We start from the raw sequence: 22,234 nt of genomic DNA, 5'->3' as shown, positions 1-22,234 counted from the left end.
TGGAGTGGACCGGAGGCCAGAGCTGGCGCCAGGTCGGCGGCCCGGCTGACTCGATCATCGGCGGCTCGGCGGGGCTGCTCGCCACCACCCCCGGGGCCGGTAACGTCGTGATGTTCGACGGGGGCAGCGGTTGGACCCAGATCGGTGGGCCCGGTGCGCAGTTCGCCGAGGACGGCTACGGCGACGTCTTCGGTCTGACCTCTGGCAAGAACGCTGTCATGGAGTGGACCGGGGGCCAGAGTTGGACCCAGGTCGGCGGCCCGGCCTCCTCGATCGTCGTCGCCTCCTGACCACGTACACCAGCGCGCCATCGCCGACATCGTCCTAGTCCTCGTGGGCGCGGAGGCCGCCGACCTCCCGACCGCGCCAGGGACTTGACGCACAGGCCCCACGTCCTGTCCATGCGGCAGTGGTTCCAGCCCACGGACTCTCAGGGGCGCAGGATGATCCGGATCGGGTTACCCTGCTTGGTCGCCAGGCGCCGGACAGCCTCCGGCGCCTCGGCGAGCGGCAGGATCTCGCTGACCGAGCGGGAGAGGTCCAGGCGGCCCAGCGTCGCAAGCGTCACCAACTCCTGGACGTGCTCCTCGCGTGAACCGTAGTGGCCCAGGATCTGCTGGCCGAGGTAGCTGAACCGGGTGCCGTCGGTCACGGTGATCGGCTGGTCGCTGAGCCCGACCAGCACCAACTTGCCCCCGACGCCCAGGCAGCGGATCGCCTGCTCGCGCACCTGCGGGACGCCGGCGAAGTCGAACGCGACGCTCAACCCGGTGCCGCCGGTGGCCTCCGCGACGGCCTGCGCGAAGTGCTCGTCGGCGGGATCCAGCGCGACGTCCGCGCCGAACGCCAGCGCCCGCTCGCGCGCCGCCGGCAGCGGGTCCACCGCGACGATGGGAGCCGCCCCGACCAGCCGCAGCAGCTGGACCGCGTGGGCGCCGAGTCCGCCGACACCCCAGACGCCGACGGCCTGGGCCGGCCGGACCTGCGCGGTGGTGGTGATCGCAGCCCACGGGGTGGAGACCGCGTCGGGAATGAAGCAGGCCTGCTCGAACGGCAGGCTGTCCGGGATCGGGACCACGGTGTCCGCCCGGGCTACCGCGTACTCAGCCCAGCCGCCGTCGTAGTCGACCCCGCGGGTGAAGACGGCACCGCCGCGCGGCTCCCCGGCCCGCAGCAGCACCCGCTGACCGGCCGCCAGGCCCGTCACGCCGTCGCCGACCTCGTCGATCGTCCCCGCGTTCTCGTGCCCCAGGGTCACCGTGTCGCCCGCCAGCCGCAGCGGCGTGAGCGTCCCGTCGATGAGGTGCACGTCGGAGAGGCAGACCCCGGCGGCGGCGACCTTGATCCGCACCTCGCCCGGTCCGGCGTGCGGGGTGGGCACCTCCTCCATCGAGAGGGTGCGCGTCCTGATGTTGAGTCGACCTGCCAGCATCGCCGTTGCCTTCCGAGAGGGGAGTGCTGGTCAACCTAGCGCGGCGATCGCGTCGATGGAGACCAGCCGGCCGCCGGCCAGGCTGACCACGGCCGCCGAGCGGGCCGGCGGATCGAGCGGAAAGGCCTCGGCGTAGGCGGAGTTGATGGCGGGCAGGTCGGCGAGGTCGGTGTAGAAGACGGTCGTCCGCACGACGTCCCGCAGCTCGGCCCCCGCGACCCGCAGCACGTGCTCCAGGTTGCGCAGCGCCTGCCGGCACTGGGCCCCCGCGCCGCGGTCGGGGACCGTCCCGGTGGCCGGGTCCACACCGGGCTGGGCCGAGACGAAGACCAGGTTGCCCGCCCGCACGGCAGGCGAGTACGGGCCGTGCACGGGCAGCTCCGGGCTGCTGACGGTCTCGCGGAAGGGGGACACGGTGGGCCAACCTCGGTGTGTGTCGTGGGAACGGGCGGTGCCGACCCTAGTACGTGGTCAGCGCAGAAAGGGCAGCCGCTGTCGCACTCGCGGGTGCCCTTAAGGACCTTCTGCGACCTGTCGGCGGCGCGATAGGAGTGCAGGCGGCGCCCGCGACCGAGGGCGCCGCCACGTACAAGGGAAGGAGCGGACGTGCGCGCGAACGAGCAGTCGCCACAGGACCGGGCCGACGAACCCCACCGGGCGCGGCCGGCCGCGGCGGGTGGGGCGGACCGGACGCTGACCGCGAGCACGCTGCTGTCCCTGCAACGCACCATCGGCAACGCCGCGGTGGTCCGCCTCCTGGAGCAGCAGCAGGCCCACGAAGAAGTCCAGCGCTCCCCCGTGCACCAGGTGCTGCGCTCGCCGGGACGGCCGATGGCCGAGCCGCTGCGCGCCGAGATGGAGGCGCGCCTGGGCGCCGACTTCACCGACGTCCGCCTGCATGACGACTCGACTGCGGCTCGCTCCGCCGCGGAAATCGGCGCGCGCGCCTACACCTCCGGCCGGCACGTCGTCATCGGCGCCGGGGGAGGGGATCGGCACACCCTGGCCCACGAGCTCACCCACGTCATCCAGCAGCGCACCGGCCCGGTGGCAGGCAGCCGCGACAGCTCGGGCCTGAGCGTCAGCGACCCGGGTGACGCGTTCGAACGCGCGGCAGAGGCGAACGCCGCCCGTGTCCTCAGCCGTCCGATTCCGGCCCGCTCCGCCGTCGAACCGGTCGGGGCCACGTCGCCGCTCGGCCACGATGTCCAGCGGCGGGCTGACAATCCCTACGCCAGGGTCGAGCAGCACCAGGGCTGGGAGCTGACCGCGCACCACATCGTCGCCCACTCCACGCTGCTCGACGCCCTGGGCCGGCTGGACGCGCGGCAGCGGGCCGCGGTCCTGGCCCGTGCCATCCCCACCACGATCACCGACGCGATGCTCGACAACCTCAAGGTGGCAAAGCCGAAAGACCCTGCCGACTGGGACGCGTTCAGGAGGGATCTCCGAGACCGGCTGGTCGGACCGGAGCCGGACGAGGTCACCGTGTCCGAGATCAAGCTGGGCGACATGCGCCAGTCCTTCTTCGAGTGGCAGGGCGGTAACCAGTTTCCCGGCCCGAACACCTCGATCCGGCCGGAGCCGTCGGCGTCGAAGGACGACATCGACGCCGACGGCAAGTACTTCACGAGGCTTTCCGAGGCCGACTTCGTCAGGCTCACCGAGCTGGGGAAGGAGCTGCGTACGGACCTGGACGCGGGCAGGACGTTCGACCGTCTGGAGGCGATGCTGTCCCTCACCAAGGACATCGCACCGCCCGCCTTCGACCCCGCGGCCTGGATCGAGATCGGCACCCTGCCCGAGGTGGAGCAACTCGCCGCGGACAAGGCCCTGAATCGCCAGCACATCTTCGACTACACCTACTTCAAGCTCCCGCTCGCCGATATCGGCCCCACGAAGACGTACCGCGCATTCTCGACCGCAGGCGGGGACTACTTCTACGACGGCCTACAGATACCCCTCCAGGCCAAGGGGACGCTCGGCTACATCCCGCTGACCGCGGGCGACATCGCTACCGTCCGCGAGGTCCAGGAATCCCTCAAGACGGTGCTGACCGCGCTGAACGTGCCGTTCGCGTCGGGGACAACGCCGAGCGACCTGGTGATCGTCAAGCCGACGGCGGCGATCGCCGTGACGGGAAAGAAGTTCACCGTGGCCGGCTACGACGGTGACGTCCCCTGCACGGTACTGCCGGACACGACGGTCGGCGTCCAGAGCGTGCTGTTCGAGAAGAAGAAGGTGAAGTCGAAGACGGTCATCCGTGGCGCTTCACTGCGCCAGTACTGCGTGGCCAACGGCCTCCCCACCTCCACGTACCTCCCGGATGCGCTGCACAAGACCCTGACCGGCGGCACTCCCTGAGCGTCACGCACCGCCGGTCGGCCCGGCGGCGACCCGGTCGCCTCCGAGGCCCAGGAGGCCGGCCACGCGCAGGGCAGTCTCCTGCGGCTCCTGAGCGTGGACCACGGTCATGCCCAGCGTAGCGGCCGGCGGGAGGTTGATCTCCTGGTCGTCCACGAACACGCAGGCCTCACCCGGCAGTCCGAGCTGCTCCAGCGCGTGGCGGTAGATCGCCGGGTCTGGCCTGGCGATGCCGCACAGCTCCGACAGCACCGTCACGTCGAACAGGTCGGCGACGCCAAGCTCCCGGTACGGGTTGTAGGGTTCGAGCCCGAAGCTGTTGGACAGCAGCGCCGTCCTGATGCCGGCGGCCCGAGCCTCCTGGGCCAGCGCGATGAGCCGAGGTTCGGGCTGCGTGTCGGCGAGCAGCCGCGCCATCAGGTTGTCGGATCCGACGCCCAGCAGGGTGGCCACACCGACGTTCCACTCGGTCTGGGTGACGGCCCCGATCTCGATGTCCCGGTACAACCGCTGACCAACCGGGTGCGTCCGCATGGCCTGGTAGTAGGCGTCGGGTTGGAGGCCCTCCCGGACGCAGAAGTTCCGTCCAGCCTCCCGCATGCCTACGGTCAGCACTCCGGCGAAGTCGAGTATCAGCACCTGGTAGGTCACGCGGTATCGCCCTTCCTGGGCCATGAGTTGACGATCCGTGTGACCGTCAACTGGGGTGGTGGTTCTGTCCGTAAAACGCCATGGCGATTGCTCTTCCCCGTGCTGACCACCGGGCTACGTGGTTACTGGCAGTTCGCCACCCGGGTCCGCCGGGGCGGTAACCGGGTCGGCGTCCGGGGGCAGTGCCGGGCGTACATGCATGACGTGCGGCCCGTCCGGCAGACCGAACGACAGCGCCAAGTCACCGCTGTGCTCCAGGGTTTCACTCACTCGCTGCACGGCGTCCGGACGTGTCAGGTAGTAGTGGAAGCAGTCGGCGGAGAATGCGTCCAGGGGCAGTACCCGCATGGACTCCCACAGCGCGGCGAGCGCGTCCGACAGCCGGGCGAACGTCGCTGGTTCCGTGATGCCGCTCAGCTCCACCGTCACCGGCCGGTCGTCGTTCCTCATGACCGGCCGCGCTGCCACAGCCTTCCGCGCGCTCAACTTGCCACCGCCGAAGCCTCGTTCTCCGGGCTGACCTCACACCAAACGATCTTGCCGACGTTCGCTCGGGGGCAGCAACCCCACTTCTGGGAAAGGGACTTGACCAAGGCCAGCCCGCGCCCGGACTCGTCATCCGCACTCGCGACGCGCAGCACCGGCGATCGATCGCCGCGCGCATCGTGAACGTCGATCCGCAACCGGGACTGGTCCACCGCGAGCGACAGGAACACGAGGTTGTCCCTGGGTGTCCCGTGAACGACCGCGTTGGTCACCAACTCGGAGACCAGCAAGAGGCCCACGTCCATGAATCGGTGACCGTCCTCGACCTCCGACAGCAGTGCGACCAGCAGCCGCCGGGCGATCCCCGGCGACCTGTGGTCGCGCGGCAGCCAACAGTTTTCCTCAGCCGCGAACGCGGGCGGTCTGTCGAGCATTTCAGGCATGGCGCAGCTACCTCCGGGCGTAGGGGTTGAAGACACGATCCGGGCCGACCAACGGTCCGGGCAACGGCCGGAGTTGGCAAGGGAATGCCCGGGTGACGGTCCATCAAGATCACTAAGCGTGGTTGAATGGACTACTCCCCGTAGTGTGCACTTGTCTCGATGCGAGTTGCAAGCAGAACAGTTGCAACTGTGCAGATCGTTTTCGTTCTGGCCCCGATGACCCGTCAGAGGGCAGACTGAGCCTGTCAAGGGAGGAACGGATGACCGACGAACCTCGTCCGACTGTGCGCGGGCGTCGTCTGGGATCGGAACTTCGCCGAATCCGCGAAGCGGCCGGCAAGTCCACCGAGGATGCCGCAGGCGCGCTCAAGTGCTCCCGAGCGAAGATCAGTCGGATAGAGACGGGCGCTTCAGGCATCCGTCGTCTCGATCTCGGCATCTTGCTCGACCTCTACGGCATCGCGGATCTACCGGCCCGTGATGCTCTCGAACGGCTGGCCAGGGATGGCAAAAAGCGCGGATGGTGGCATGACTACGGCGACACGATCCCGCCCGCCTACGCTGACTTCCTCGGCCTCGAAGGCGATGCACGCTACATCCGGACCTGGCAATCCATGGTCATCCCAGGCCTGTTGCAGACCGAGGGCTACGCTCGTGCACTTCTGCAAGCCAACCCTGCTGCGGTTCGGCCCGAGCGGATTGACCAGCTCGTCAAGATCCGGATGGACCGGAAGGAAGTTCTCACCAAGGCCGACGCCGCGCGGTTTTGGGCGATCATCTGGGAGCCCGCCCTTCGGTGCCCCGTAGGCGGCAAGGAGGTGCGCCGGGCCCAACTGCTCCACCTCGCCGACGCCGCGCAGCAACCCAACATCACGCTCCAGGTCGTGCCGCTCGACGTCGGCGCGACTGCCGGGGCCTGTGGCGCATTCGTGATGTTCGGCTTTACTGATTCGCCGATGCCCGGTGCGGTGTTCCTGGAGACCCTGACAAGTAGTCACTACCTGGAGCAGGAAGCAGAGCTTGACGGCTACGGACTCGTCTTCGACTACCTGAGATCCTCGGCACTCAACCCAGCTCAGTCGCTCGATATGATCACCGCCATCGCGGCGGAAGCGTGAGAACTAGAACAGACAAGAGGTGTCAGCGCATGACCGTGCCGGAGATCGCCGCTCGGGGTTGGTACAAGAGCAGCTTCAGTGCTCAAGCGAATGACTGTGTGGAGACCGGACACCTTGTAGCAGGCGGTATGGCCGTCCGCGACTCGAAGGACAGTGCCGGTCCTGCGCTGATCTTCCCCGCTGACGCGTGGCGGGCGTTCGTGGACGGCGTGCGTGCCGGGGACTTCCCCGCTGACTGCTGACCCAACCCGACCCCGCAGCCCCCGGCCGGCCTGCCCGGCACGGGGGCTGTTGCATGCGCCCTTCAGGTTCCTGAGTGCTGACCTGCTGTTTCGTTCCCCATGTTCGCTGGTGGCTTGCGACGTGCTGACCTGTGAAGCCGTCGTTTCTGCGGCCTCTGCACCGCTGCGCCGCCCGGTGCGGGGTGGGCCGGCCGGGATCGGGTCCGGCGCACTGCCGATCAGGCAGCGTGCGTGAAGCTGGGAACCGGGGTTGTCAGGTCGCGGTCGCTGCTGTTGGTGAACTGCACGGTCACGGTGCCGCCGTTGTTGCGGCGTGCGGCGTGCGGCGGTGGCGGGTGTGATGGCTGCGACGAAGGTGAGCAGGGCGAGGGCCAGCACGCAGACGGGCGCGCCGCCGGGCGGTCGACCGGCGAGCCCGCTCAGAGAGCCAGCCGGGTGCGGGTGCGCATCAGGATGCGGCCGAGCATGTTCTTGCCCGTTCCGGTGGAGCCGCGGCCCCAGTAGTGGTCGGTGGTGGTGTCCTCGACCAACTCCTGTTGGCCGGTGGCGAGGAGGACGGCGAGGATGTCCGGGTTCTGCTGGAACTTCTCCAGTACCGCGCGGCGCATGGTCTCGTCCTTGACCCGTTCCCAGTCGCGGCGCAGCGGGCGGGAGCGGGTGCGGCCGAGTTCGGCGGCCTGTAGGGCCGTTGGGGCTCGGCGGATCCGGTCGGCGTGCGGGGTGCCGGCGAACTTCTGGGCCTGGAAGTAGTGTTCGGAGGTCGGCCAGTGCACCGCGTCGAGGGTGAAGCCGTGCGGCGAGAAGTTGGAGAAGCAGCCGTAGGGGACGTCGTCCGCGCCGTAGAAGTAGATCGTCACGCGGCACGGTAGCCGTCGGGGCGGACGGTCCGCACCCGGGTTTCGGTATATGTCCGGGCTCCGCAGAGCGCAGAGTGGCCAGCCTTTCAGGCTTTCACATCACTTCGGAAAGCTGAACTATCGTCACCAAGTGTTTCCTCATTTGTCATGATCTCGCTATCTACGCGCGTTTCACTCAATCCCGGCTGCTCGATGGTGAGTTGCCGCCGGACCGTCGCGCCGCCGGTGCGGGCCAGGTGAGGGGTGCAGGACGATGTCGAAACACACAGCAGTAGTCAGGCGGGTCCGGGAGAGCCCGATGGGCTGGCTCTACACCGCGCCGGCTCTGTTGATCTTCTCGGTCTTCATCATCGGACCGACCGCCTACACGCTCTACGTCAGCCTGTTCCACTGGAACGCGCTGAACACGGCCAAGTCGAAGTACATCGGCCTGGCCAACTACCGCTCGCTCCTCGGCTCCACGGCGCCGAGCTTCCTCTCCAGCGCCTGGCACTCGCTCTACTTCAGCGGAGCCATGGTGATCGGCGGAACGGCCCTGTCGCTGGCCTTCGCGCTGCTGCTGCAACGCGGGGGGCGCCTGCTGGGGGCCGCGCGGGTGGCGGTCTTCGCGCCGCACGCCACCCCGGTGGTGGCCACCTCGCTGGCTTGGGTGTGGATCTTCAACCCGCAGTTCGGACTCGCCGACACGCTGCTCAAGGCGGTCCACCTGCCGCAGCCGGGCTGGTTGCAGTCGACCACCTGGGCGATGCCCTCGGTGATCGCGTACAGCCTCTGGCACGAGGTGGGCTTCACCGTCGTGCTCTTCCTCGGCGGGCTCGCGGTGATCTCGCCCGAGCTGAGCGAGGCGGCCCGGGTCGACGGCGCCAACGCCTGGCAGGAGTTCTGGCACGTCACCTGGCCGCAACTGCGCCCGGTCACGCTCTTCGTCGTGATCATCACCAGCATCTCCTCGCTCCAGGCCTTCACCCAGTTCTACGAGATGAGCCAGGGCGGGCCGGTCTACGCGACGACCACGCTGAGCTTCCTGCTCTACCAGGAGGCGTTCGTCTTCTTCGACACCGGCTACGGCGCGGCGCTCGCGATCGTGCTGTTCGCCGTGACGGCGGCGTTCACCCTGCTCCAGCGCCGCACCGGCGACCGGATCAGCCGCTCTTCCTGATCCCCACAGACGTTCCACCTGCTCTCCATGACTCGCCATCACTCCAGAGGGAACCCGCCACCATGACCAAGAACACCAGAAGCCGCCGGATCGCCGGTTCGGCCCTGGCCGCCGCCACCGTCCTCGCCGCGGTCGCCGGCTGCTCCTCCTCGGGTAGCAAGGACGGCGCTTCCAGCGGCCCCACCACCATCTCGTTCATGCAGATCATGATCAACGGATCGCAGAAGAGTACGCTGGTCAAGCTGACCAACGACTTCGAGACCGCCAACCCGAACATCAAGGTCAACCTGGAGTACCAGCCCGACTACGGCACCCTGCACGCCAAGGAGACCGCCGCCATCGCCGCGCACAACGCGCCGACCATCGGCCAGGTCTACGAGTCCTGGGCCGCGCAGTACGCCAACAGCCAGGTGATCCTGCCGGTCAGCCAGTACGCGGGCAGCGACAAGCCCGACCAGTACTCCAGCTTCTACGCCGGCGTCCAGAAGGACCTGGCGCTGCCGGACGGCAAGAACTGGATGTGGCCGTTCAACAAGAGCGTCCAGGTGATCTACTCCAACAGCGACCTGCTGAAGTCCAAGGGCCTGGCCGCCCCCACCACCTGGGACCAGTTCGCGACCGACGCCAAGGCCGTCTCCGGCAACGGGGTCACCGGCATCGCGATCGACCCGGGCACCACCGCCTCCCCGGCCAGCGGCACCCTGATGTTCCAGGCGCTGGCCGCCTCCAACGGCACCCCGGACTTCGCCGCGGACGGCACCCCGCAGCTCAACTCCCCGGCCGCCGTCCAGGCGCTGAGCTACCTGGTCGACCTGAAGAAGTCCGGGGCCCTGCAGATCGGCACCAACTACCCCGGCGAGGCTGCGCTGGGCGCCCAGAAGGGCCTGTTCGACCTGAGCAGCGCCGCCGGCTACTACTACGAGAACCAGGCGGTGGGGGGCAAGTTCGCGCTGGGGACCGCCGTGCTGCCGACCGGCTCGACCGGGCAGCCGACCAACGTCATGTCCGGCACCAACCTGGTGGAGTTCACCGGCGCGAGCAAGGCGCAGCAGGCGGCCGGCTGGAAGTACATGCAGTTCCTGGCCAGTGCCTCCAGCCAGGCCGAGTGGGCCGGCCAGACCGGCTACCTGCCGGTCACCGCGGCCGCGCTGCCGCTGATGAGCGACTTCATCGCCAAGAACCCCTACCTGCCCACCGCGGTCGGCGCGCTGGCCTACGCGGTGGCCGAGCCGCCGTACAGCTGGGTCGCCAAGGCGGAGGGCGAGGAGGTCGTCGCGCTCCAGGCGGCGCTGGACAAGGGCACCGACCCGGCCACCGCGCTGAACACCGCGCAGACCAACGCGCTGGCGGACCAGAAGGCCGGGGCCGCGCAGTGACGGCACTCCCGTCCGAGGTCCGGCGCCGGGGGCTTCCCCGGCGCCGGACCGGCGGGGCCCCGCGTCCCGCCGGTCGGCGCTCGACCCGGATCATCGCGGTGCTGGCCGGGCTGCTCTTCCTGCTGCCCTTCTACTACGTGGTGGTCACCTCGCTGAACAGCGCGAGCGTCTCCGCCTCGGTGTCCGACATCCTGCTGCCGCACTGGCAGTGGGCGAACTACAGCCGGGCGTGGGCGGCCGCGCCCTGGCCCCGGCTCTTCCTGAACACCCTGCTGATCGCCTCGGCGACAGTGCTGCTGGCCCTGGCCACCTCGCTGCTGGCCGGCTTCGCCTTCGGGGTGATGCGCTTTCGCGGGCGCGGGCTGCTCTTCGGCCTGGTGATGTCGGTGCTGATGATCCCCGGGACGGTGCTGATCATCCCGGACTACATCATCGCCAACGACATCAACTGGCTTGACACGTACTGGATCCAGATCGTTCCCTGGGGTGCCAGCGTGTTCGGGATCTTCCTGGTCCGGCAGTTCTTCCTGGGCCTGCCGCAGGAGATCTTCGACGCCGCCGAACTGGACGGCGCCGGACGGCTGCGGATGCTCTGGTCGATCGGGATCCCGCTGGTGCGGCCGGCGATCGTGATCATCTCGCTGAACGTCTTCCTGGCCTCCTGGAACTCCTTCCTGTGGCCGTTCATCATGACCAGCAGCCCCGACGTCCAGCCGGTCGAGGTCGGCCTGGCCGCCTTCGCCGGCGCGAACGGCACCGACTTCCCCGCACTGTCGGCGGCCGTGGTCTTCACCACCGCGCCGGTGCTGCTCTTCTTCCTCGTCCTGCAACGCCACTTCATCACTGGCGCCATGTCCACCGCCGGAGGCGTCCGTGGCTGATCCGCATCACGACCAGCAGCTCGTACTGGTCACCGACTTCGACGGGACGCTGTACCGCGGCGACGCGCCGATCCGCTACTACGCGGAGCAGGCCGCGGCCGAACTCCCCTCCGCCGCACGGGCCGAGCTGATCGGCGGGGTCGAGCTCTACCTCGCCGACGGCGTGGCCGCGGCCGAGCGGGCGGCCGACCCGCGGCAGGCGGCGGCGCTGCGGGCGGCCGTGGACGGCTGGGAGGTGGTGGCCCAGCTGGCCGGCCAGTGCCACGGCGTCCAACTGCCGCAGCTGAACGCGGCGTTCGCGGCGACGCGGGCCCACATGGCCACCGACGCCTGCGCGTTGGAGGTCCCGGCCGACTACGCCGCGCTGCTGACCGAGCTCCGGACGCAGGGCGTCCGGGTGGTGCTGGCCACCAACAGCCCGGCCGCCGGGCTCGCCGAACTGCTGGACCGGCTCGAACTCACGTCCCTGGTGGACGAGGTGGTCTCCAGCACCGGCAAGCCGGCCGGCCTGGACCTGCTGCTGCGCCGCGAACTCGGCTCGGGGCCGGTGCGGCGGATCCTCTCCATCGGCGACCACTGGCACAACGACGTCGCGCCGGCCGCCCAACTCGGCGCGCCCTGCGCCTACATCGACCGCTTCGGCCGGGCCGACGGGCCCGCCACCGCCGTCGCCCCGCGGATCGAGGGCCTGCTGCCCGCGCTGCGTGACTGGGCCTCGGCGGGCACCCGCACCACCGCACCTGCTGAGAGGAACTGACTGTGGTCTCCATCGAGTTCTGGGGAGGCGTCGGCGTCATCGGATCCAGCAAGATCCTGATCTCCGACCAGGGCCACCGCGTCCTGCTGGACATCGGCCTGGACATCCCCGGGGGCAAGGACCTGTTCCGCCCGCCGGTGCGGATCCGGCCGGAGCGCGAACTGGCCGACCGGCTGCGGATGGGCGCCGCCCCGCGCCTGCCCGGGCTCTTCGACCCGGCCGCGCTGACCGACGGCGACCCGCTGGGAGAGGCCGTCGCCCCGACCGCCGTCTTCGTCAGCCACCCGCACATCGACCACGTCGGCCTGGCGGGCTTCGTGCGCCCCGACATCGCGGTGCACGCGCACACCGACGCGGTGGACGTGCTCCGCGCGCTGAGCAGCACCGGGGCGGGCGTCAGCGGCGGCGACCCGGACTGGCAGCGCCTGACGGACGGTCAGAAGACCGCCGTGGGACCGATGCAGGTCGAGTGCGTCGCCGTGGACCACGACGTCCCGGGCGCCAGCGGCTACCTGGTGCACACCTCCGACGGCGTGCTCGCCTTCACCGGCGACATCCGCTTCCACGGCCGCAACCCCGACCGGGCCTGGGACTTCGTGCGCCGGGCCGGCGACTGCGCGGTGCTCGTCACCGAGGGCACCACGCTCGGCTGGGAGCAGCGGGACAACCGGGTGCGCGACGAGGACGACGTCGAACGGGACTTCGCGGCGCTGCTGGAGAGCACCCCCGGTCTGGTGCTGCTGTCGATGTACCCGCGGGACGTCGAGCGGGTCCGGGCCTTCCTGGAGATCGCCGGGGCCGCCGGGCGCACCGTCCTGTGGCCCGCGCCGATCGCGGAGTTCCTGCGTCTGATGGGCGTGGCGGAGGCGCTCGACGTGGACACCGTCGGCCTGTCGGAGGTGCACGCGGCGCCGGCCGCGTACGTCCTGGTTCCGGACCCGGCCGACCTGCCGTCCCTGCTGGACCTGCCGGTCGGCCCGGACAGCGTCTTCGTGCACGCCAACGGCGAGCCGCTGGGCCCGTTCGAGCCGCGCTGGGAGCCGTTCACCGACTGGCTGGCCGCCCTGCGGGTGCCGCTGCGGCAGATCGGCTGCTCCGGCCACGCCAGTCAGGGCGACCTGCACGCGATGGTGGAGCGGATGCGGCCGAAGACGGTCTTCCCGATCCACACCACCTCGCCGACCCGGCTGCACCCGCCGCTGGGCATCGCCCGGGTGATCGCCGAGTACGGCAGCACGTACGACTTCTCGGGGCGCACGGTCTGAAGGGGAAGGGCCGTCCCGCACTTGCGGGACGGCCCGTCACGACGGGTGGATCAGGGGGCCCAGTAGTCCCCGGCCATCACGATGGTGACCAGGGTCTTGATGGTCTCGCCGAAGTAGCCGTCCTGGAACGGGTTGCTGCCCAGCTGCTTCCAGATGGCGTCCGTCCAGGCCTGGTCGCCGGCGGCCATCGCGGCAGGTCCCACCGAGTCGCCGGCCTCCTCCGCCTGGTCGCTGGTGCTGTAGGCGGTGCAGTTCAACTTGGTGTGCGGGTAGACCTTCTGCGGGTTGCCGCCGGACTCCTTCTTCAGGCAGGCGGATTCGAGCTTGGCGGTGGCCTCCGAGACGGCCGCCTGCGAACCGCCGTACACCAGCGCGTCGGTCCCCAGGTGCCACGGCACCCGGATGGAGTTGTAGCCGACGATGTTGTCCGGCTGGTCCTCCTGGTAGTTGGCGGGAGCGGGCTTGGGGCTGGTGGTGTTCGCGTTCACCACGAAGTCGGAGAGCAGGCCGCCGGTGGCGGAGTAGCCCTTGGTGAACTCGGCTATCACCGCCTCGGTGCGGCTGATCACCTTGTTCCAGTCGTGCGCGGTGTCGTAGGCGGCGAACGCGCGCAGGTGGTCGAGCATCATGTCGGAGGGGCGGGTGTCGGTGTTCGGCCCGTCGTCCTCGCACTTCAGGTGGCCGTCGGGCGCCACGTCGTGGGCGTAGAAGGCGGCCAGCCAGGCTTTGGCGTCGGCGGTGTAGCCGCCCCACTGCTTGTCGGCCAGGATCAGGCCGTAGCCGACGTCCAGGTCGCCGTCGGTCGCGCCGTCCGGGGTGCCGCTGTCGGCGTACTTGCAGGTCTTGCCGTCCAACTTCCACTGCATCAGGCCGTACTGGTCCTTGTGGTCCTTGACGAGCTGCCACAGGCCGTTGAACTCGGTCTGCGCGTTGGCGTCGTAACCGGCCATCAGGGGAACGATGTTCATGCCGTAGCCCTGGCCCTCGGAGACCGGACCGTTGTTCGGCGCGTCGCTGTCGCCCTTGGTGGAGACGTAGTACTCGTTGGAAGCGCAGCCGTGGACCAGGTAGGTCGACTTCCAGGAGTCGTACTGCTTCTCCACCGCCGCATCCCGGGAGGACTGCGAGGCCGAGGGCATGACGCCGGTCTTGTAGGCGGTGTGGACGGGGAAGGCGTGGGCGGTGTGGGCGGCGGCCGAGGCGGGGGTCGCGCCGGTCAGGCTCAGCCCCAGTCCGAGGGCCGTGGTCGCGAGGGCGGCGCCGGCGGCGGTCAGCTTGCGGAGGTGATGTGCCATCAATACTCCTCATCCGGGAGAAAGTTAGGAAAGTTTCTTAACTATGGGCGTTCATGTCAAGACCTCGCGCGGGACTCTGCCCGTGCGAACGTGCGAACGTTGATGATGGAGGCGGGCGGGGCTCGCACGGCCCCACGGATGCAGGAGGTCGGGCGGCATGACGGAACATCTGGTGGTCATCGGCGGGGACGCGGCCGGGATGTCCGCCGCCTCGCAGGCGCGCCGCCGGCGCGGGCCGGACGAGCTGCGGATCACCGCCTTCGAGCGCGGCTCGTTCACCTCGTACTCGGCCTGCGGCATCCCGTACTGGACCGGCGGCGCGGTCACCGAGCGCGACGCGCTGATCGCCCGCACCCCCGAGCAGCACCGCGAGCGCGGCATCGACCTGCGGCTGCGCACCGAGGTGCGGGAGATCGACCCGGTCGGCCGCCGGGTCCGCACCCGCGACCTGGAGAGCGGCGCCGAGCAGTGGACGGAGTACGACCAGCTGGTGATCGCCACCGGCGCGGAGGCGGTGCGGCCCGCGCTGCCGGGCTTCGACGCGCCCGGGGTGCACGGCGTGCAGACCCTGGACGAGGGCGCCGCGCTGCTCGACACCCTGGAGCGCGACGTGCAGCGCGCCGTCGTCGTGGGCGGCGGCTACATCGGCGTCGAGATGGCTGAGGCGATGCTGGCGCGCGGCCTGCGGGTCACCCTGCTGTCCCGCCCCGCCGAGCCGATGCCCACGCTGGACCCGGACATGGGCGCGCTGGTGCGCCGCGGCATGGAGCAGCTCGGCATCGAGATGGTGCCCGGCGCCGAGGCGCTGGAGGTCCTGCTCGGCCCGGACGGCCGGCCGCGCGCGGTGCGCAGCACCGTCGGCGAGCACCCGGCGGACCTGGTCGTGCTGGGTCTGGGCGTACGTCCGCGCACCGCACTGGCCCGGGCCGCCGGGCTGACACTGGGCGCGCACGGCGGGCTGCGCACCGACGAGCGGATGCGGGTGCTGGGCGCGGACGGGATCTGGGCCGGCGGTGACTGCGTGGAGGTGCTCAACCTGGTCTCCGGCGGCTACCAGCACGTTGCCCTGGGCACCCACGCCAACAAGCACGGCCTGGTGATCGGCACCAACCTGGGTGGCGGACAGGCCGCCTTCCCCGGCGTGGTGGGCACCGCGGTGACCAGGGTCTGCGACCTGGAGATCGCCCGCACCGGGCTGAACGGGCGCGAGGCGACGGCGGCCGGCCTGAGCTGGACCGCCGTCGTGATCGAGTCCACCACCCAGGCCGGCTACTTCCCGGGTACGGCCTGGATGACGGTCAGAATGCTCGCCGAGAACGGCACCGGGCGGCTGCTCGGGGTGCAGATCGTCGGCGGGGCCGGTGCGGCCAAGCGGATCGACGCGGCCGCGGTGGCGCTGGGCGCCCGGCTGACGGTGCAGCAGCTGGTCTTCCAGGACCTGAGCTACGCCCCGCCGTTCTCACCGGTCTGGGATCCGCTGCTGGTGGCGGCACGGAAGGCGGCGGACCGGCTCGGCCGGTAGCGGCCGCCCTCCTCTTCGGTCGGTGGTCAGTTCACCCACACCGCCGGGCTGCCGGCCTGGCTGGTGTCGAGCACCGGACCGTAGGTCGCGGTGAAGTAGCCGGCCGGGAAGCAGGTGCCCGGGCCGCTGCTGCGGGAGAACGACTGGTTGGCGAAGGCGATGGTGTTCGCGGTGTTGTCGGTGGTCCCGGCCAGGCTGACCGGGTTGGCCTGGTAGGTACAGGTGATGTTGCCGAGCAGCGACCGCAGCACGATGGTGGTCTGGATCGGGCCCGCCGTGCCGGCGCTCAGCGTGACCGGGTTGCCGGCCGCGTCACTGACGCTGTTGACGTAGCCGAGGTTGTTGACGGTCACGCTGAGCACCTTGGTGACGCCCGGGATGCCGACCGGGACACAGGAGCCGAAGGTCTGCGCGGTGAGCGCCTCGACCGCCGTGCCGGGCGCCGACGGGTTCGAGCTGACGGTCGAACTGAAACCGGAGCTGGCGCACTGGACGCCGACGCCGCCGGCCGCGGTGGAGTAGAAGGTGGCGAGGGAGGAGCCGGAGAGCGAGGCGGTCAGCACGTCGCCGGTGGCGACGGCGGTGCCGCCGGCGGAGCCGTACGTCAGCACGCTGGAGGTCGTGGCGGAGGCGGGCAGCGCGGGCAGGACGGCGAGGGCCGCGGCGGCCAGGGCCGCGCCGAGGTAGAGGCGGTTGCGCATCAGGGATCTCTTCTTTCCGCTGGGTGGGGTGCGGGGGTAGGAGGGCGCCTCAGCTGTGCGAGGCGTTGAGCGCGGCGGTGAGGTCGGCGAGGCTGCCGTCCAGCGCGAGCGAGGTGTCGGTCTGGTCGAAGGTCACCGAGCCGGTGCCGGCGCCGGCCGGGATGCCCATCACCAGGTCGATGATCGGGTCGAGGATGCCGCCCAGGCCGCAGCCCGAGGCGCCCGGCACGCTGAACGTGTTGTCCACCAGCCGCGCACCGGCGAACGAGGCGATCACCGCGTCATGGCCGTTCGGGTCGGCGGCGACCCCGATCGTCCCCGGGTCGCCGCTCATCGGCACGCCTGGCGCGGGCGGCGCCGTGGTGCCGGTGGTCGGACTCAGCACGATCGGGGAGCTGTTGGAGCCGATGTAGCACTGCGGCCCGAAGAAGGCGTTGAACAGGTGGAGTTTGACCGGGAGTTTGAAGACCGGATAGGACTCGCCGGCCGCCAGCGGGGTGAACGCGGTGACCGGACCGGCCTGCTCGACCTGGGCGAAGACACTCGTCACGCCGGGCAGGAAGTTGATGATGCCGGGAATGGTGATCTGCGCGGGCTTGGCGTTCAGCAGTGACGTGCCGGTCGGTGCGACCGTGGCGTACTGGTTGGCGCTGCTGCCGTCGGGAAAGTTCACCACAGGGGCGGACTTGTCCCAGTAGACGCCGAACTGCAGCGTGATCGCGGAGGTGAGCGGAACGGTGGTGGTGCCGATGGTGAAGCTGCCGGTGTGGGTCACCGAGACCACGCAGCCGACCTGGAGGTCGCTCGGGTCCTGTAGTTGGGCCGAGTTGAGCGGGCAGCCGCCCATCCCGGCGTACGGGCCGCCGGGAGCGGTGGCTGCGCCGGCCGGTCCGGCCGCCGCCAGCAGCATGGCTGCGGCGGCAGCGAGTGGCGCAAGTCGCTTGAGGGAGAGCAGGGTTCGCGTCATGACGGGTACTCCTCGCGGCACGGGGGTGGACGTGAGTGAGTAACACAGCCGACTGCGGGGCGGGTGGGCCGGGGGTGGGAGCGGACCGTGCGTTCGCTCGGCGCCACGAGCGGTACGCGGAACTGTCCGACGGGTCCGGACGGCTGCCAGCGCGCCCGGCCTTCGCCATACTGGGGACTCGGCGTCCCCACCCCCGGGGCCCGCTTGGCGGGCTGCGGAGCGGCGCTGTCACGTGTGGCAACAGGGCCGAAAATATTGAAAACCTGTGAAGGTTCTAAACCTGATTCAGCGTCAGCGTCAATGGGTGGAGCGGAAGTTGAAGATAAATCTTGAGTTCGGTGCAGCCCCCGCCGACGTCCTGCTGCCGGGCACCCGCAACGGCCGGGACCCGTCCCGGTCGATCCGCCGCGGCCCCAGCCGGCTGCCTCCGGAGGTGGTGGCGGCCACCCAGCGCGACCGGCTGCTGGACGGCGTGGTGCACACCGTCGCGCGCAGCGGCTACGGCGGTGCGCGGGTCAGCGACATCTGCCGGGCGGCGGGTGTGACCAGGCCGGTGTTCTACGAGCAGTTCAGCGGCAAGGAGGAGGCGTTCCTGGCCGCCCACCGGCACGGCACGGCGGTGGTGATCCGGCGGATGGAGGAGGCCTTCGCGGCCCAGGGCGACTGGTGCGCCGGCGTCCGGGCGGCCCTGCACGCGCTGCTCGACATCCTCGCCGAGGTGCCCGCCTTCGCCACCATGGCCGTGGTCGAGGTGGACGCGCTGGGGCCGGCCGGGCGGCAGGTGCGCGAACGGCTGCTGAGCCGGTTCCGCCGGCTCTTCGCGGACTGCCCTGCGCCTCCGGCGGGAGTCAGCGCCGAGCTGCTGACGGACACCGTGGTGGGCGGGATCTACTCGACCATCTACCGGTGCATCGCCACCGATCGGCACGAGGAACTCCCGGATCTGCTCCCGACGTTGGCGCTCTTCGCGCTGTCGCCCTTCCTCGGCCCGGCCGAGGCGGTGCGACGGCTGGAGCTGGCCGACGCCACCGGGGCGCCGTGGTCCAGACCCGTGCTGGCCTGCACGCTGGACGCATCGGCGGGTGCGGCGGGCGCGGCCGCGCGACCCGTACCGCGCCGGGCGGTTCCGCCGCAGCGCAGGCCGGGCCCGCGCGTGCCCCTTGACCCTCCGTCTACTGCGAGGTAACTTCCAGTCAGCTGCCATGGATGTGATCTGGATCACCAACTCCTCTGCCAGGGACTGTGATTGACGACATCCGTGGGCGCTGTCCGCGCCAGGGCAACGTGTCGGCGACCACAGGTCCTCGTCAATCCCGGGAGCATGCATGGCCACCTCCGAGAACGTGCCCACACCTCCGGCCCCGCGCGGCCGGGTCCGACTGCGCCGCGCCGCGCTGATGGCGATCCCGGCCTGCGTGGCCGGCGGCGTCCTGATGGGACTCTCCGCCCAGGGCGTGCTCGCCTCCCAGTTCGCCATCTCCGGGATGGCCTTCACGGTCACCGCGGACGAGTTGAACGGCTCCGGGTTCGAGCAGTTCGGCGGGCTGGACAACATGATCGACAACAGCCCGAACGCCGGCAGCACCGGCGGCCAGGTGATCGTGGCGGTCTCCGCGATCAAGAGCGCCTCGCTCACCAACCTCTGCCAGAGCGTCAACCTGGGCGGCACCAACCTGGTGATCCGGGCCGGCACGGCGACCACCCCGGTGACCGCGACCAATCTGACCACCGACTCCGACCTGCTCTCCGGTGATGCGTCCTTCTCGAACATCCAGATCGGCGGGGACGCCAGTACCTTCACCGAGGCCGGCGTGGCCGGGCCGGCCGGCGTCTTCGGGCAGCAGGCGGACACCGTCGACATCAAGAACCTGCGGCAGGACAACTACGCGACCACGGCCGCGTCGTTCAAGCTGCCCGGGCTCCACCTGAGCTTCGACAACTCGGGCTGCTGAGGATGACGGACGCCGCCCCCGACCTGCCGCCGGAGCCTTCGTCCCCTCCGCCCACCCTCACCGGGGCCGGGGCCTTCGCCGCCTGGCGCGGGCGGCGGCCGTTCTGGGGCGGCCTGCTGGTCACCCTGGCCGGCGCCGAGATCCTCTTCACCGAGCGGGCCCCGCTGCCGGTCGTGCTGCGGATCGGCATGATGGGCCTGGCCGGGTACCTGGTCCCCACGGTCCTGGTGCTCTGCGGCCTGCTGATCCTCTTCAACCCGGCCCAGCGGCTCTTCTACTCGATCCTCGCCGTGCTGCTCACCCTGGGCACCTGGATCACTTCCAACCTCGGGGGTTTCCTGCTGGGCCTGCTGCTCGGCCTGATCGGCAGCAGCCTCAGCTTCGGCTGGCTGCCCGACCAGCCCGACCGGCCCGCCCGGCGCGGGCTGCTGCGCCGCCGCCGGGACCGGTCGGCCACCCCGGCGTATGGCGGGTTACGGCATTAGACGGAGAATCCTGCCCGATTCCGGGCAGGATTCTTTGTTTTCCCCGTAGATCGACCTAGGCTCTCTCTCCGTGCCCACCTCACCGCCGCCCCCGCACGGGGATCTGCTCGCCCACCTGACCCGCACCAGCGCGCTCGGTCCGGGCGAGGCGGCCCGGGTGGTCGCCGAGGTGCTGGCCTACTTCTCCGAGACCGCCACCGAGTACGTCCAGCGCCGACACGCCGAACTCCAGGCGCGCGGCCTGACCAACGAGCAGATCTTCACCCGGATCGCGCAGGAGCTGCCGACCCGCCGGGTCGCGGCGCCCGAGCTGTCCCTGCGGCAGCTGCGCCGCATCGTCTACAGCTGACCCATGCACTGACCCACCGACCCTCAGGAGCCTGCCCAGTATGTGCGGAATCGTCGCCTACATCGGTCCCAAGGACGCCACCCCGTTCCTGCTGGAGGGCCTGCAACGGCTGGAGTACCGCGGCTACGACTCCGCCGGCGTGGCCGTCACCGGCAAGGCCGCCGGCCTCAAGGTCCGCAAGACCAAGGGCCGCGTCGCCGACCTGGCCGCCGCCGTGCCCGCCCGCTTCAAGGGCACCACCGGCATCGGGCACACCCGCTGGGCCACCCACGGCGAGCCCAGCGACGCCAACGCCCACCCGCACCTGGACAACGCCGAGCGCTTCGCGGTCGTGCACAACGGCATCATCGAGAACGCCGACCAGCTGCGCGAGCGGCTCACCGCCGAGGGCGCGGTCTTCGCCTCGGAGACCGACACCGAGGTGCTGGTCCACCTGATCGCGGCCCACGCCGCCGAGGGCACCGACCTGGAGGAGGCCGTCCGCTCCGCCCTCAAGCTGGTGGTCGGCACCTACGGCATCGCCGTCCTGGACGCCGAGCAGCCCGACCGGATCGTGGTCGCCCGCAACGGCAGCCCGATCGTGCTGGGGATCGGCGAGAAGGAGATGTTCGTCGCCTCCGACGTCGCCGCGCTGGTCCGCTACACCCGCCAGGTGGTCCACCTGGAGGACGGCGAGCTGGCCACCGTCCGGGCCGACGGCTTCCGCACCTTCACCGAGGACGCCCGCCCGACGACCCGTCAGCCCTCCATCGTGGACTGGGAGATCGACTCCTACGACACCGCCGGCCACTCGCACTTCCTCGGCAAGGAGATCCACGAGCAGCCCGCCGCCGTGGAGCGCACCCTCAGCGGCCGACTGGACGAGCGCTTCGCCACCGCGCACCTGGGCGGCCTCAACCTGGACGCCCGCGAGCTGCGCGACATCCGCCGCGTGAAGATCATCGGATGCGGATCGGCCTACTACGCGGGCCAAATGGGCGCGCAGCTGATCGAGGAGCTGGCCCGGATCCCCGCCGACAGCGAGCCGGCCTCCGAGTTCCGCTACCGCAACCCGGTGATCGAGGCGGACACCCTCTACGTCGCGGTCAGCCAGTCCGGCGAGACCTACGACACGCTGGCCGCCGTGCAGGAGGTCAAGCGCAAGGGCGGCCGGGTGCTCGGCGTGGTCAACACCGTCGGCAGCGCCATCGCGCGTGCCTGCGACGGCGGGATCTACCTGCACGCCGGGCCGGAGATCTCGGTCGCCTCCACCAAGGCCTTCACCTCCACCGTGGTCGCTTTCGCCCTGCTCGCCCTGCACTTCGGACGCATCCACGACCTCTCGCCCGCCGACGGCCGCCGGATCGTCGACGGCCTCAAGGCGCTGCCCGACCAGATCCGCGAGATCCTGGAGCAGGAGAAGCAGATCGCCGAACTCGCCGCCGAGTACGCCAACTGCCAGGGCATGATGTTCATCGGCCGGGTGCGCGGCTACCCGGTGGCCCGCGAGGGCGCGCAGAAGCTGAAGGAGATCAGCTACGTGCACGCCGAGGCCTACCCCGCCAGCGAGCTCAAGCACGGCCCGCTGGCCCTGATCAGCCCCGAACTCCCCACCGTGGCCCTGGTTCCGGACGACGAACTGCTCGACAAGAACCTCACCACCCTCGGCGAGATCCGCGCCCGCGCCGGCCGCGTGCTGGCCGTCGGCCACCGCGTCCACGACCCGAAGCTCGCCAACCACTGCATCGTCGTCCCCAAGAACGAGCCCGAGCTCGACCCGCTGCTCCTCAACATCCCGCTCCAGCTCTTCTCCTACCACGCAGCCGTGGCCCTGGAGCGCGACGTCGACAAGCCCCGCAACCTCGCCAAGAGCGTCACCGTCGAGTAGTAGTAGCACAGTTGAGAATGGACCCCGGCGCCGAGCGCGCCGGGGTCTTTCTGCTTCCCGAGAAG

General features: G+C 70.4%; 24 protein-coding genes. 15 read left to right on the top strand and 9 right to left on the bottom strand.

Features of this window, described 5'->3' with window-relative positions; translation table 11 throughout:
* The coding region (locus P3T37_RS32690; RefSeq protein ID WP_280727555.1) for a hypothetical protein at window positions 1-290 on the top strand (290 nt) is incomplete at its 5' end.
* A 140-nt stretch (window positions 291-430) separates the two neighbouring features.
* On the opposite strand, the gene P3T37_RS32685 is transcribed toward P3T37_RS32690, so the two are convergent.
* Window positions 431-1,432, bottom strand: a complete 1,002-nt coding sequence (locus P3T37_RS32685) for a zinc-binding dehydrogenase (RefSeq protein ID WP_280727554.1) — start codon at window positions 1,430-1,432, stop codon at window positions 431-433.
* A 30-nt stretch (window positions 1,433-1,462) separates the two neighbouring features.
* Window positions 1,463-1,846 carry a RidA family protein gene (locus tag P3T37_RS32680; RefSeq protein ID WP_280727553.1) on the bottom strand — a complete coding sequence of 128 codons (384 nt, stop codon included), beginning with the start codon at window positions 1,844-1,846 and terminating at the stop codon, window positions 1,463-1,465.
* Between the two features lie 330 nt (window positions 1,847-2,176).
* Here P3T37_RS32680 and P3T37_RS32675 point away from each other — a divergent pair, with 330 nt between their 5' ends.
* Window positions 2,177-3,796, top strand: a complete 1,620-nt coding sequence (locus P3T37_RS32675) for a DUF4157 domain-containing protein (RefSeq protein WP_280727556.1) — start codon at window positions 2,177-2,179, stop codon at window positions 3,794-3,796.
* A 3-nt stretch (window positions 3,797-3,799) separates the two neighbouring features.
* On the opposite strand, the gene P3T37_RS32670 is transcribed toward P3T37_RS32675, so the two are convergent.
* The 3 genes from P3T37_RS32670 to P3T37_RS32660 all read right to left on the bottom strand — a co-directional run bounded on the left by P3T37_RS32670 (window position 3,800) and on the right by P3T37_RS32660 (window position 5,376).
* Entirely contained in the window at window positions 3,800-4,471 is a 672-nt protein-coding gene (locus P3T37_RS32670; RefSeq protein ID WP_280727552.1) for an HAD-IA family hydrolase, read from the bottom strand.
* 90 nt (window positions 4,472-4,561) lie between these two features.
* Window positions 4,562-4,897: a hypothetical protein gene (locus P3T37_RS32665; RefSeq protein ID WP_280727551.1), complete on the bottom strand. Its 336-nt coding sequence runs from the start codon at window positions 4,895-4,897 to the stop codon at window positions 4,562-4,564.
* 32 nt (window positions 4,898-4,929) lie between these two features.
* The gene (locus P3T37_RS32660; RefSeq protein WP_280727550.1) at window positions 4,930-5,376 is read right to left on the bottom strand and encodes an ATP-binding protein; all 447 of its coding nucleotides are present in this window, start codon (window positions 5,374-5,376) and stop codon (window positions 4,930-4,932) included.
* Window positions 5,377-5,636: 260 nt separating this feature from the next.
* On the opposite strand from P3T37_RS32660, the gene P3T37_RS32655 reads away from it, so the two are divergent.
* A complete protein-coding gene (locus P3T37_RS32655; protein WP_280727549.1) occupies window positions 5,637-6,494 on the top strand; it encodes a helix-turn-helix transcriptional regulator in 858 nt (285 codons plus the stop codon).
* A gap of 29 nt (window positions 6,495-6,523) precedes the next feature.
* Window positions 6,524-6,736, top strand: a complete 213-nt coding sequence (locus P3T37_RS32650; protein ID WP_280727548.1) for a DUF397 domain-containing protein — start codon at window positions 6,524-6,526, stop codon at window positions 6,734-6,736.
* Between the two features lie 419 nt (window positions 6,737-7,155).
* On the opposite strand, the gene P3T37_RS32645 is transcribed toward P3T37_RS32650, so the two are convergent.
* Window positions 7,156-7,593, bottom strand: a complete 438-nt coding sequence (locus P3T37_RS32645) for an NADAR family protein (protein WP_280727547.1) — start codon at window positions 7,591-7,593, stop codon at window positions 7,156-7,158.
* A gap of 253 nt (window positions 7,594-7,846) precedes the next feature.
* Here P3T37_RS32645 and P3T37_RS32640 point away from each other — a divergent pair, with 253 nt between their 5' ends.
* The 5 genes from P3T37_RS32640 (at window position 7,847) to P3T37_RS32620 (ending at window position 13,031) form a co-directional block, all read left to right on the top strand.
* Window positions 7,847-8,752 (top strand): sugar ABC transporter permease, encoded by a 906-nt coding sequence (locus P3T37_RS32640; RefSeq protein WP_280727546.1) that lies wholly within the window; start codon window positions 7,847-7,849, stop codon window positions 8,750-8,752.
* Window positions 8,753-8,814: 62 nt separating this feature from the next.
* Complete coding sequence (locus P3T37_RS32635; protein ID WP_280727545.1) at window positions 8,815-10,128, top strand: extracellular solute-binding protein; 1,314 nt, start codon at window positions 8,815-8,817, stop codon at window positions 10,126-10,128.
* Window positions 10,125-11,009 carry a carbohydrate ABC transporter permease gene (locus tag P3T37_RS32630; protein WP_280727544.1) on the top strand — a complete coding sequence of 295 codons (885 nt, stop codon included), beginning with the start codon at window positions 10,125-10,127 and terminating at the stop codon, window positions 11,007-11,009. The genes P3T37_RS32635 and P3T37_RS32630 overlap by 4 nt, the downstream gene beginning before the upstream one ends.
* On the top strand, window positions 11,002-11,766 hold the full coding sequence (locus tag P3T37_RS32625) for an HAD family hydrolase (protein WP_280727543.1): 765 nt from the start codon (window positions 11,002-11,004) through the stop codon (window positions 11,764-11,766). Before P3T37_RS32630 ends, P3T37_RS32625 begins: the two co-directional genes overlap by 8 nt.
* 2 nt (window positions 11,767-11,768) lie before the next feature.
* Window positions 11,769-13,031 (top strand): MBL fold metallo-hydrolase, encoded by a 1,263-nt coding sequence (locus P3T37_RS32620; RefSeq protein ID WP_280727542.1) that lies wholly within the window; start codon window positions 11,769-11,771, stop codon window positions 13,029-13,031.
* Between the two features lie 50 nt (window positions 13,032-13,081).
* Here P3T37_RS32620 and P3T37_RS32615 read toward each other — a convergent pair whose 3' ends face one another.
* A complete protein-coding gene (locus P3T37_RS32615) occupies window positions 13,082-14,326 on the bottom strand; it encodes a glycosyl hydrolase family 8 (protein ID WP_280727541.1) in 1,245 nt (414 codons plus the stop codon).
* A gap of 157 nt (window positions 14,327-14,483) precedes the next feature.
* On the opposite strand from P3T37_RS32615, the gene P3T37_RS32610 reads away from it, so the two are divergent.
* Window positions 14,484-15,848, top strand: a complete 1,365-nt coding sequence (locus P3T37_RS32610; protein ID WP_280727540.1) for an FAD-dependent oxidoreductase — start codon at window positions 14,484-14,486, stop codon at window positions 15,846-15,848.
* A 26-nt stretch (window positions 15,849-15,874) separates the two neighbouring features.
* On the opposite strand, the gene P3T37_RS32605 is transcribed toward P3T37_RS32610, so the two are convergent.
* Window positions 15,875-16,549 carry a Tat pathway signal sequence domain protein gene (locus tag P3T37_RS32605; RefSeq protein ID WP_280727539.1) on the bottom strand — a complete coding sequence of 225 codons (675 nt, stop codon included), beginning with the start codon at window positions 16,547-16,549 and terminating at the stop codon, window positions 15,875-15,877.
* A 49-nt stretch (window positions 16,550-16,598) separates the two neighbouring features.
* Window positions 16,599-17,516: a hypothetical protein gene (locus P3T37_RS32600; RefSeq protein ID WP_280727538.1), complete on the bottom strand. Its 918-nt coding sequence runs from the start codon at window positions 17,514-17,516 to the stop codon at window positions 16,599-16,601.
* Window positions 17,517-17,832: 316 nt separating this feature from the next.
* Here P3T37_RS32600 and P3T37_RS32595 point away from each other — a divergent pair, with 316 nt between their 5' ends.
* The 5 genes from P3T37_RS32595 (at window position 17,833) to glmS (ending at window position 22,169) form a co-directional block, all read left to right on the top strand.
* On the top strand, window positions 17,833-18,702 hold the full coding sequence (locus P3T37_RS32595; RefSeq protein ID WP_280727537.1) for a TetR/AcrR family transcriptional regulator: 870 nt from the start codon (window positions 17,833-17,835) through the stop codon (window positions 18,700-18,702).
* Between the two features lie 139 nt (window positions 18,703-18,841).
* A complete protein-coding gene (locus tag P3T37_RS32590) occupies window positions 18,842-19,468 on the top strand; it encodes a DUF6230 family protein (protein ID WP_280727536.1) in 627 nt (208 codons plus the stop codon).
* Window positions 19,469-19,470: 2 nt separating this feature from the next.
* Window positions 19,471-19,953 carry a DUF6114 domain-containing protein gene (locus P3T37_RS32585; protein WP_280727535.1) on the top strand — a complete coding sequence of 161 codons (483 nt, stop codon included), beginning with the start codon at window positions 19,471-19,473 and terminating at the stop codon, window positions 19,951-19,953.
* A 70-nt stretch (window positions 19,954-20,023) separates the two neighbouring features.
* Complete coding sequence (locus P3T37_RS32580; RefSeq protein WP_280727534.1) at window positions 20,024-20,302, top strand: hypothetical protein; 279 nt, start codon at window positions 20,024-20,026, stop codon at window positions 20,300-20,302.
* 40 nt (window positions 20,303-20,342) lie between these two features.
* Complete coding sequence (glmS, locus tag P3T37_RS32575) at window positions 20,343-22,169, top strand: glutamine--fructose-6-phosphate transaminase (isomerizing) (protein WP_280727533.1); 1,827 nt, start codon at window positions 20,343-20,345, stop codon at window positions 22,167-22,169.
* Window positions 22,170-22,234 lie beyond the last annotated feature (65 nt).

The organism is Kitasatospora sp. MAA4 (genome assembly GCF_029893355.1).
In the GTDB taxonomy this organism is placed as follows: domain Bacteria; phylum Actinomycetota; class Actinomycetes; order Streptomycetales; family Streptomycetaceae; genus Kitasatospora.
The sequence above is the reverse complement of the archived record's forward strand: the minus strand, read 5'-3'. Positions and strand labels throughout refer to the sequence as shown.

Bases quoted from the DNA above. Each gene is read 5' to 3' on its own strand.
- P3T37_RS32600 (WP_280727538.1), bottom strand. From the start codon at position 17,516: ATGACGCGAACCCTGCTCTCCCTCAAGCGACTTGCGCCACTCGCTGCC.
- P3T37_RS32655 (WP_280727549.1), top strand. From the start codon at position 5,637: ATGACCGACGAACCTCGTCCGACTGTGCGCGGGCGTCGTCTGGGATCG.
- P3T37_RS32610 (WP_280727540.1), top strand. From the start codon at position 14,484: ATGACGGAACATCTGGTGGTCATCGGCGGGGACGCGGCCGGGATGTCC.
- P3T37_RS32650 (WP_280727548.1), top strand. From the start codon at position 6,524: ATGACCGTGCCGGAGATCGCCGCTCGGGGTTGGTACAAGAGCAGCTTC.
- P3T37_RS32640 (WP_280727546.1), top strand. From the start codon at position 7,847: ATGTCGAAACACACAGCAGTAGTCAGGCGGGTCCGGGAGAGCCCGATG.
- glmS (WP_280727533.1), top strand. From the start codon at position 20,343: ATGTGCGGAATCGTCGCCTACATCGGTCCCAAGGACGCCACCCCGTTC.
- P3T37_RS32615 (WP_280727541.1), bottom strand. From the start codon at position 14,326: ATGGCACATCACCTCCGCAAGCTGACCGCCGCCGGCGCCGCCCTCGCG.
- P3T37_RS32605 (WP_280727539.1), bottom strand. From the start codon at position 16,549: ATGCGCAACCGCCTCTACCTCGGCGCGGCCCTGGCCGCCGCGGCCCTC.
- P3T37_RS32670 (WP_280727552.1), bottom strand. From the start codon at position 4,471: ATGGCCCAGGAAGGGCGATACCGCGTGACCTACCAGGTGCTGATACTC.
- P3T37_RS32665 (WP_280727551.1), bottom strand. From the start codon at position 4,897: ATGAGGAACGACGACCGGCCGGTGACGGTGGAGCTGAGCGGCATCACG.
- P3T37_RS32590 (WP_280727536.1), top strand. From the start codon at position 18,842: ATGGCCACCTCCGAGAACGTGCCCACACCTCCGGCCCCGCGCGGCCGG.
- P3T37_RS32635 (WP_280727545.1), top strand. From the start codon at position 8,815: ATGACCAAGAACACCAGAAGCCGCCGGATCGCCGGTTCGGCCCTGGCC.
- P3T37_RS32660 (WP_280727550.1), bottom strand. From the start codon at position 5,376: ATGCCTGAAATGCTCGACAGACCGCCCGCGTTCGCGGCTGAGGAAAAC.
- P3T37_RS32585 (WP_280727535.1), top strand. From the start codon at position 19,471: ATGACGGACGCCGCCCCCGACCTGCCGCCGGAGCCTTCGTCCCCTCCG.
- P3T37_RS32685 (WP_280727554.1), bottom strand. From the start codon at position 1,432: ATGCTGGCAGGTCGACTCAACATCAGGACGCGCACCCTCTCGATGGAG.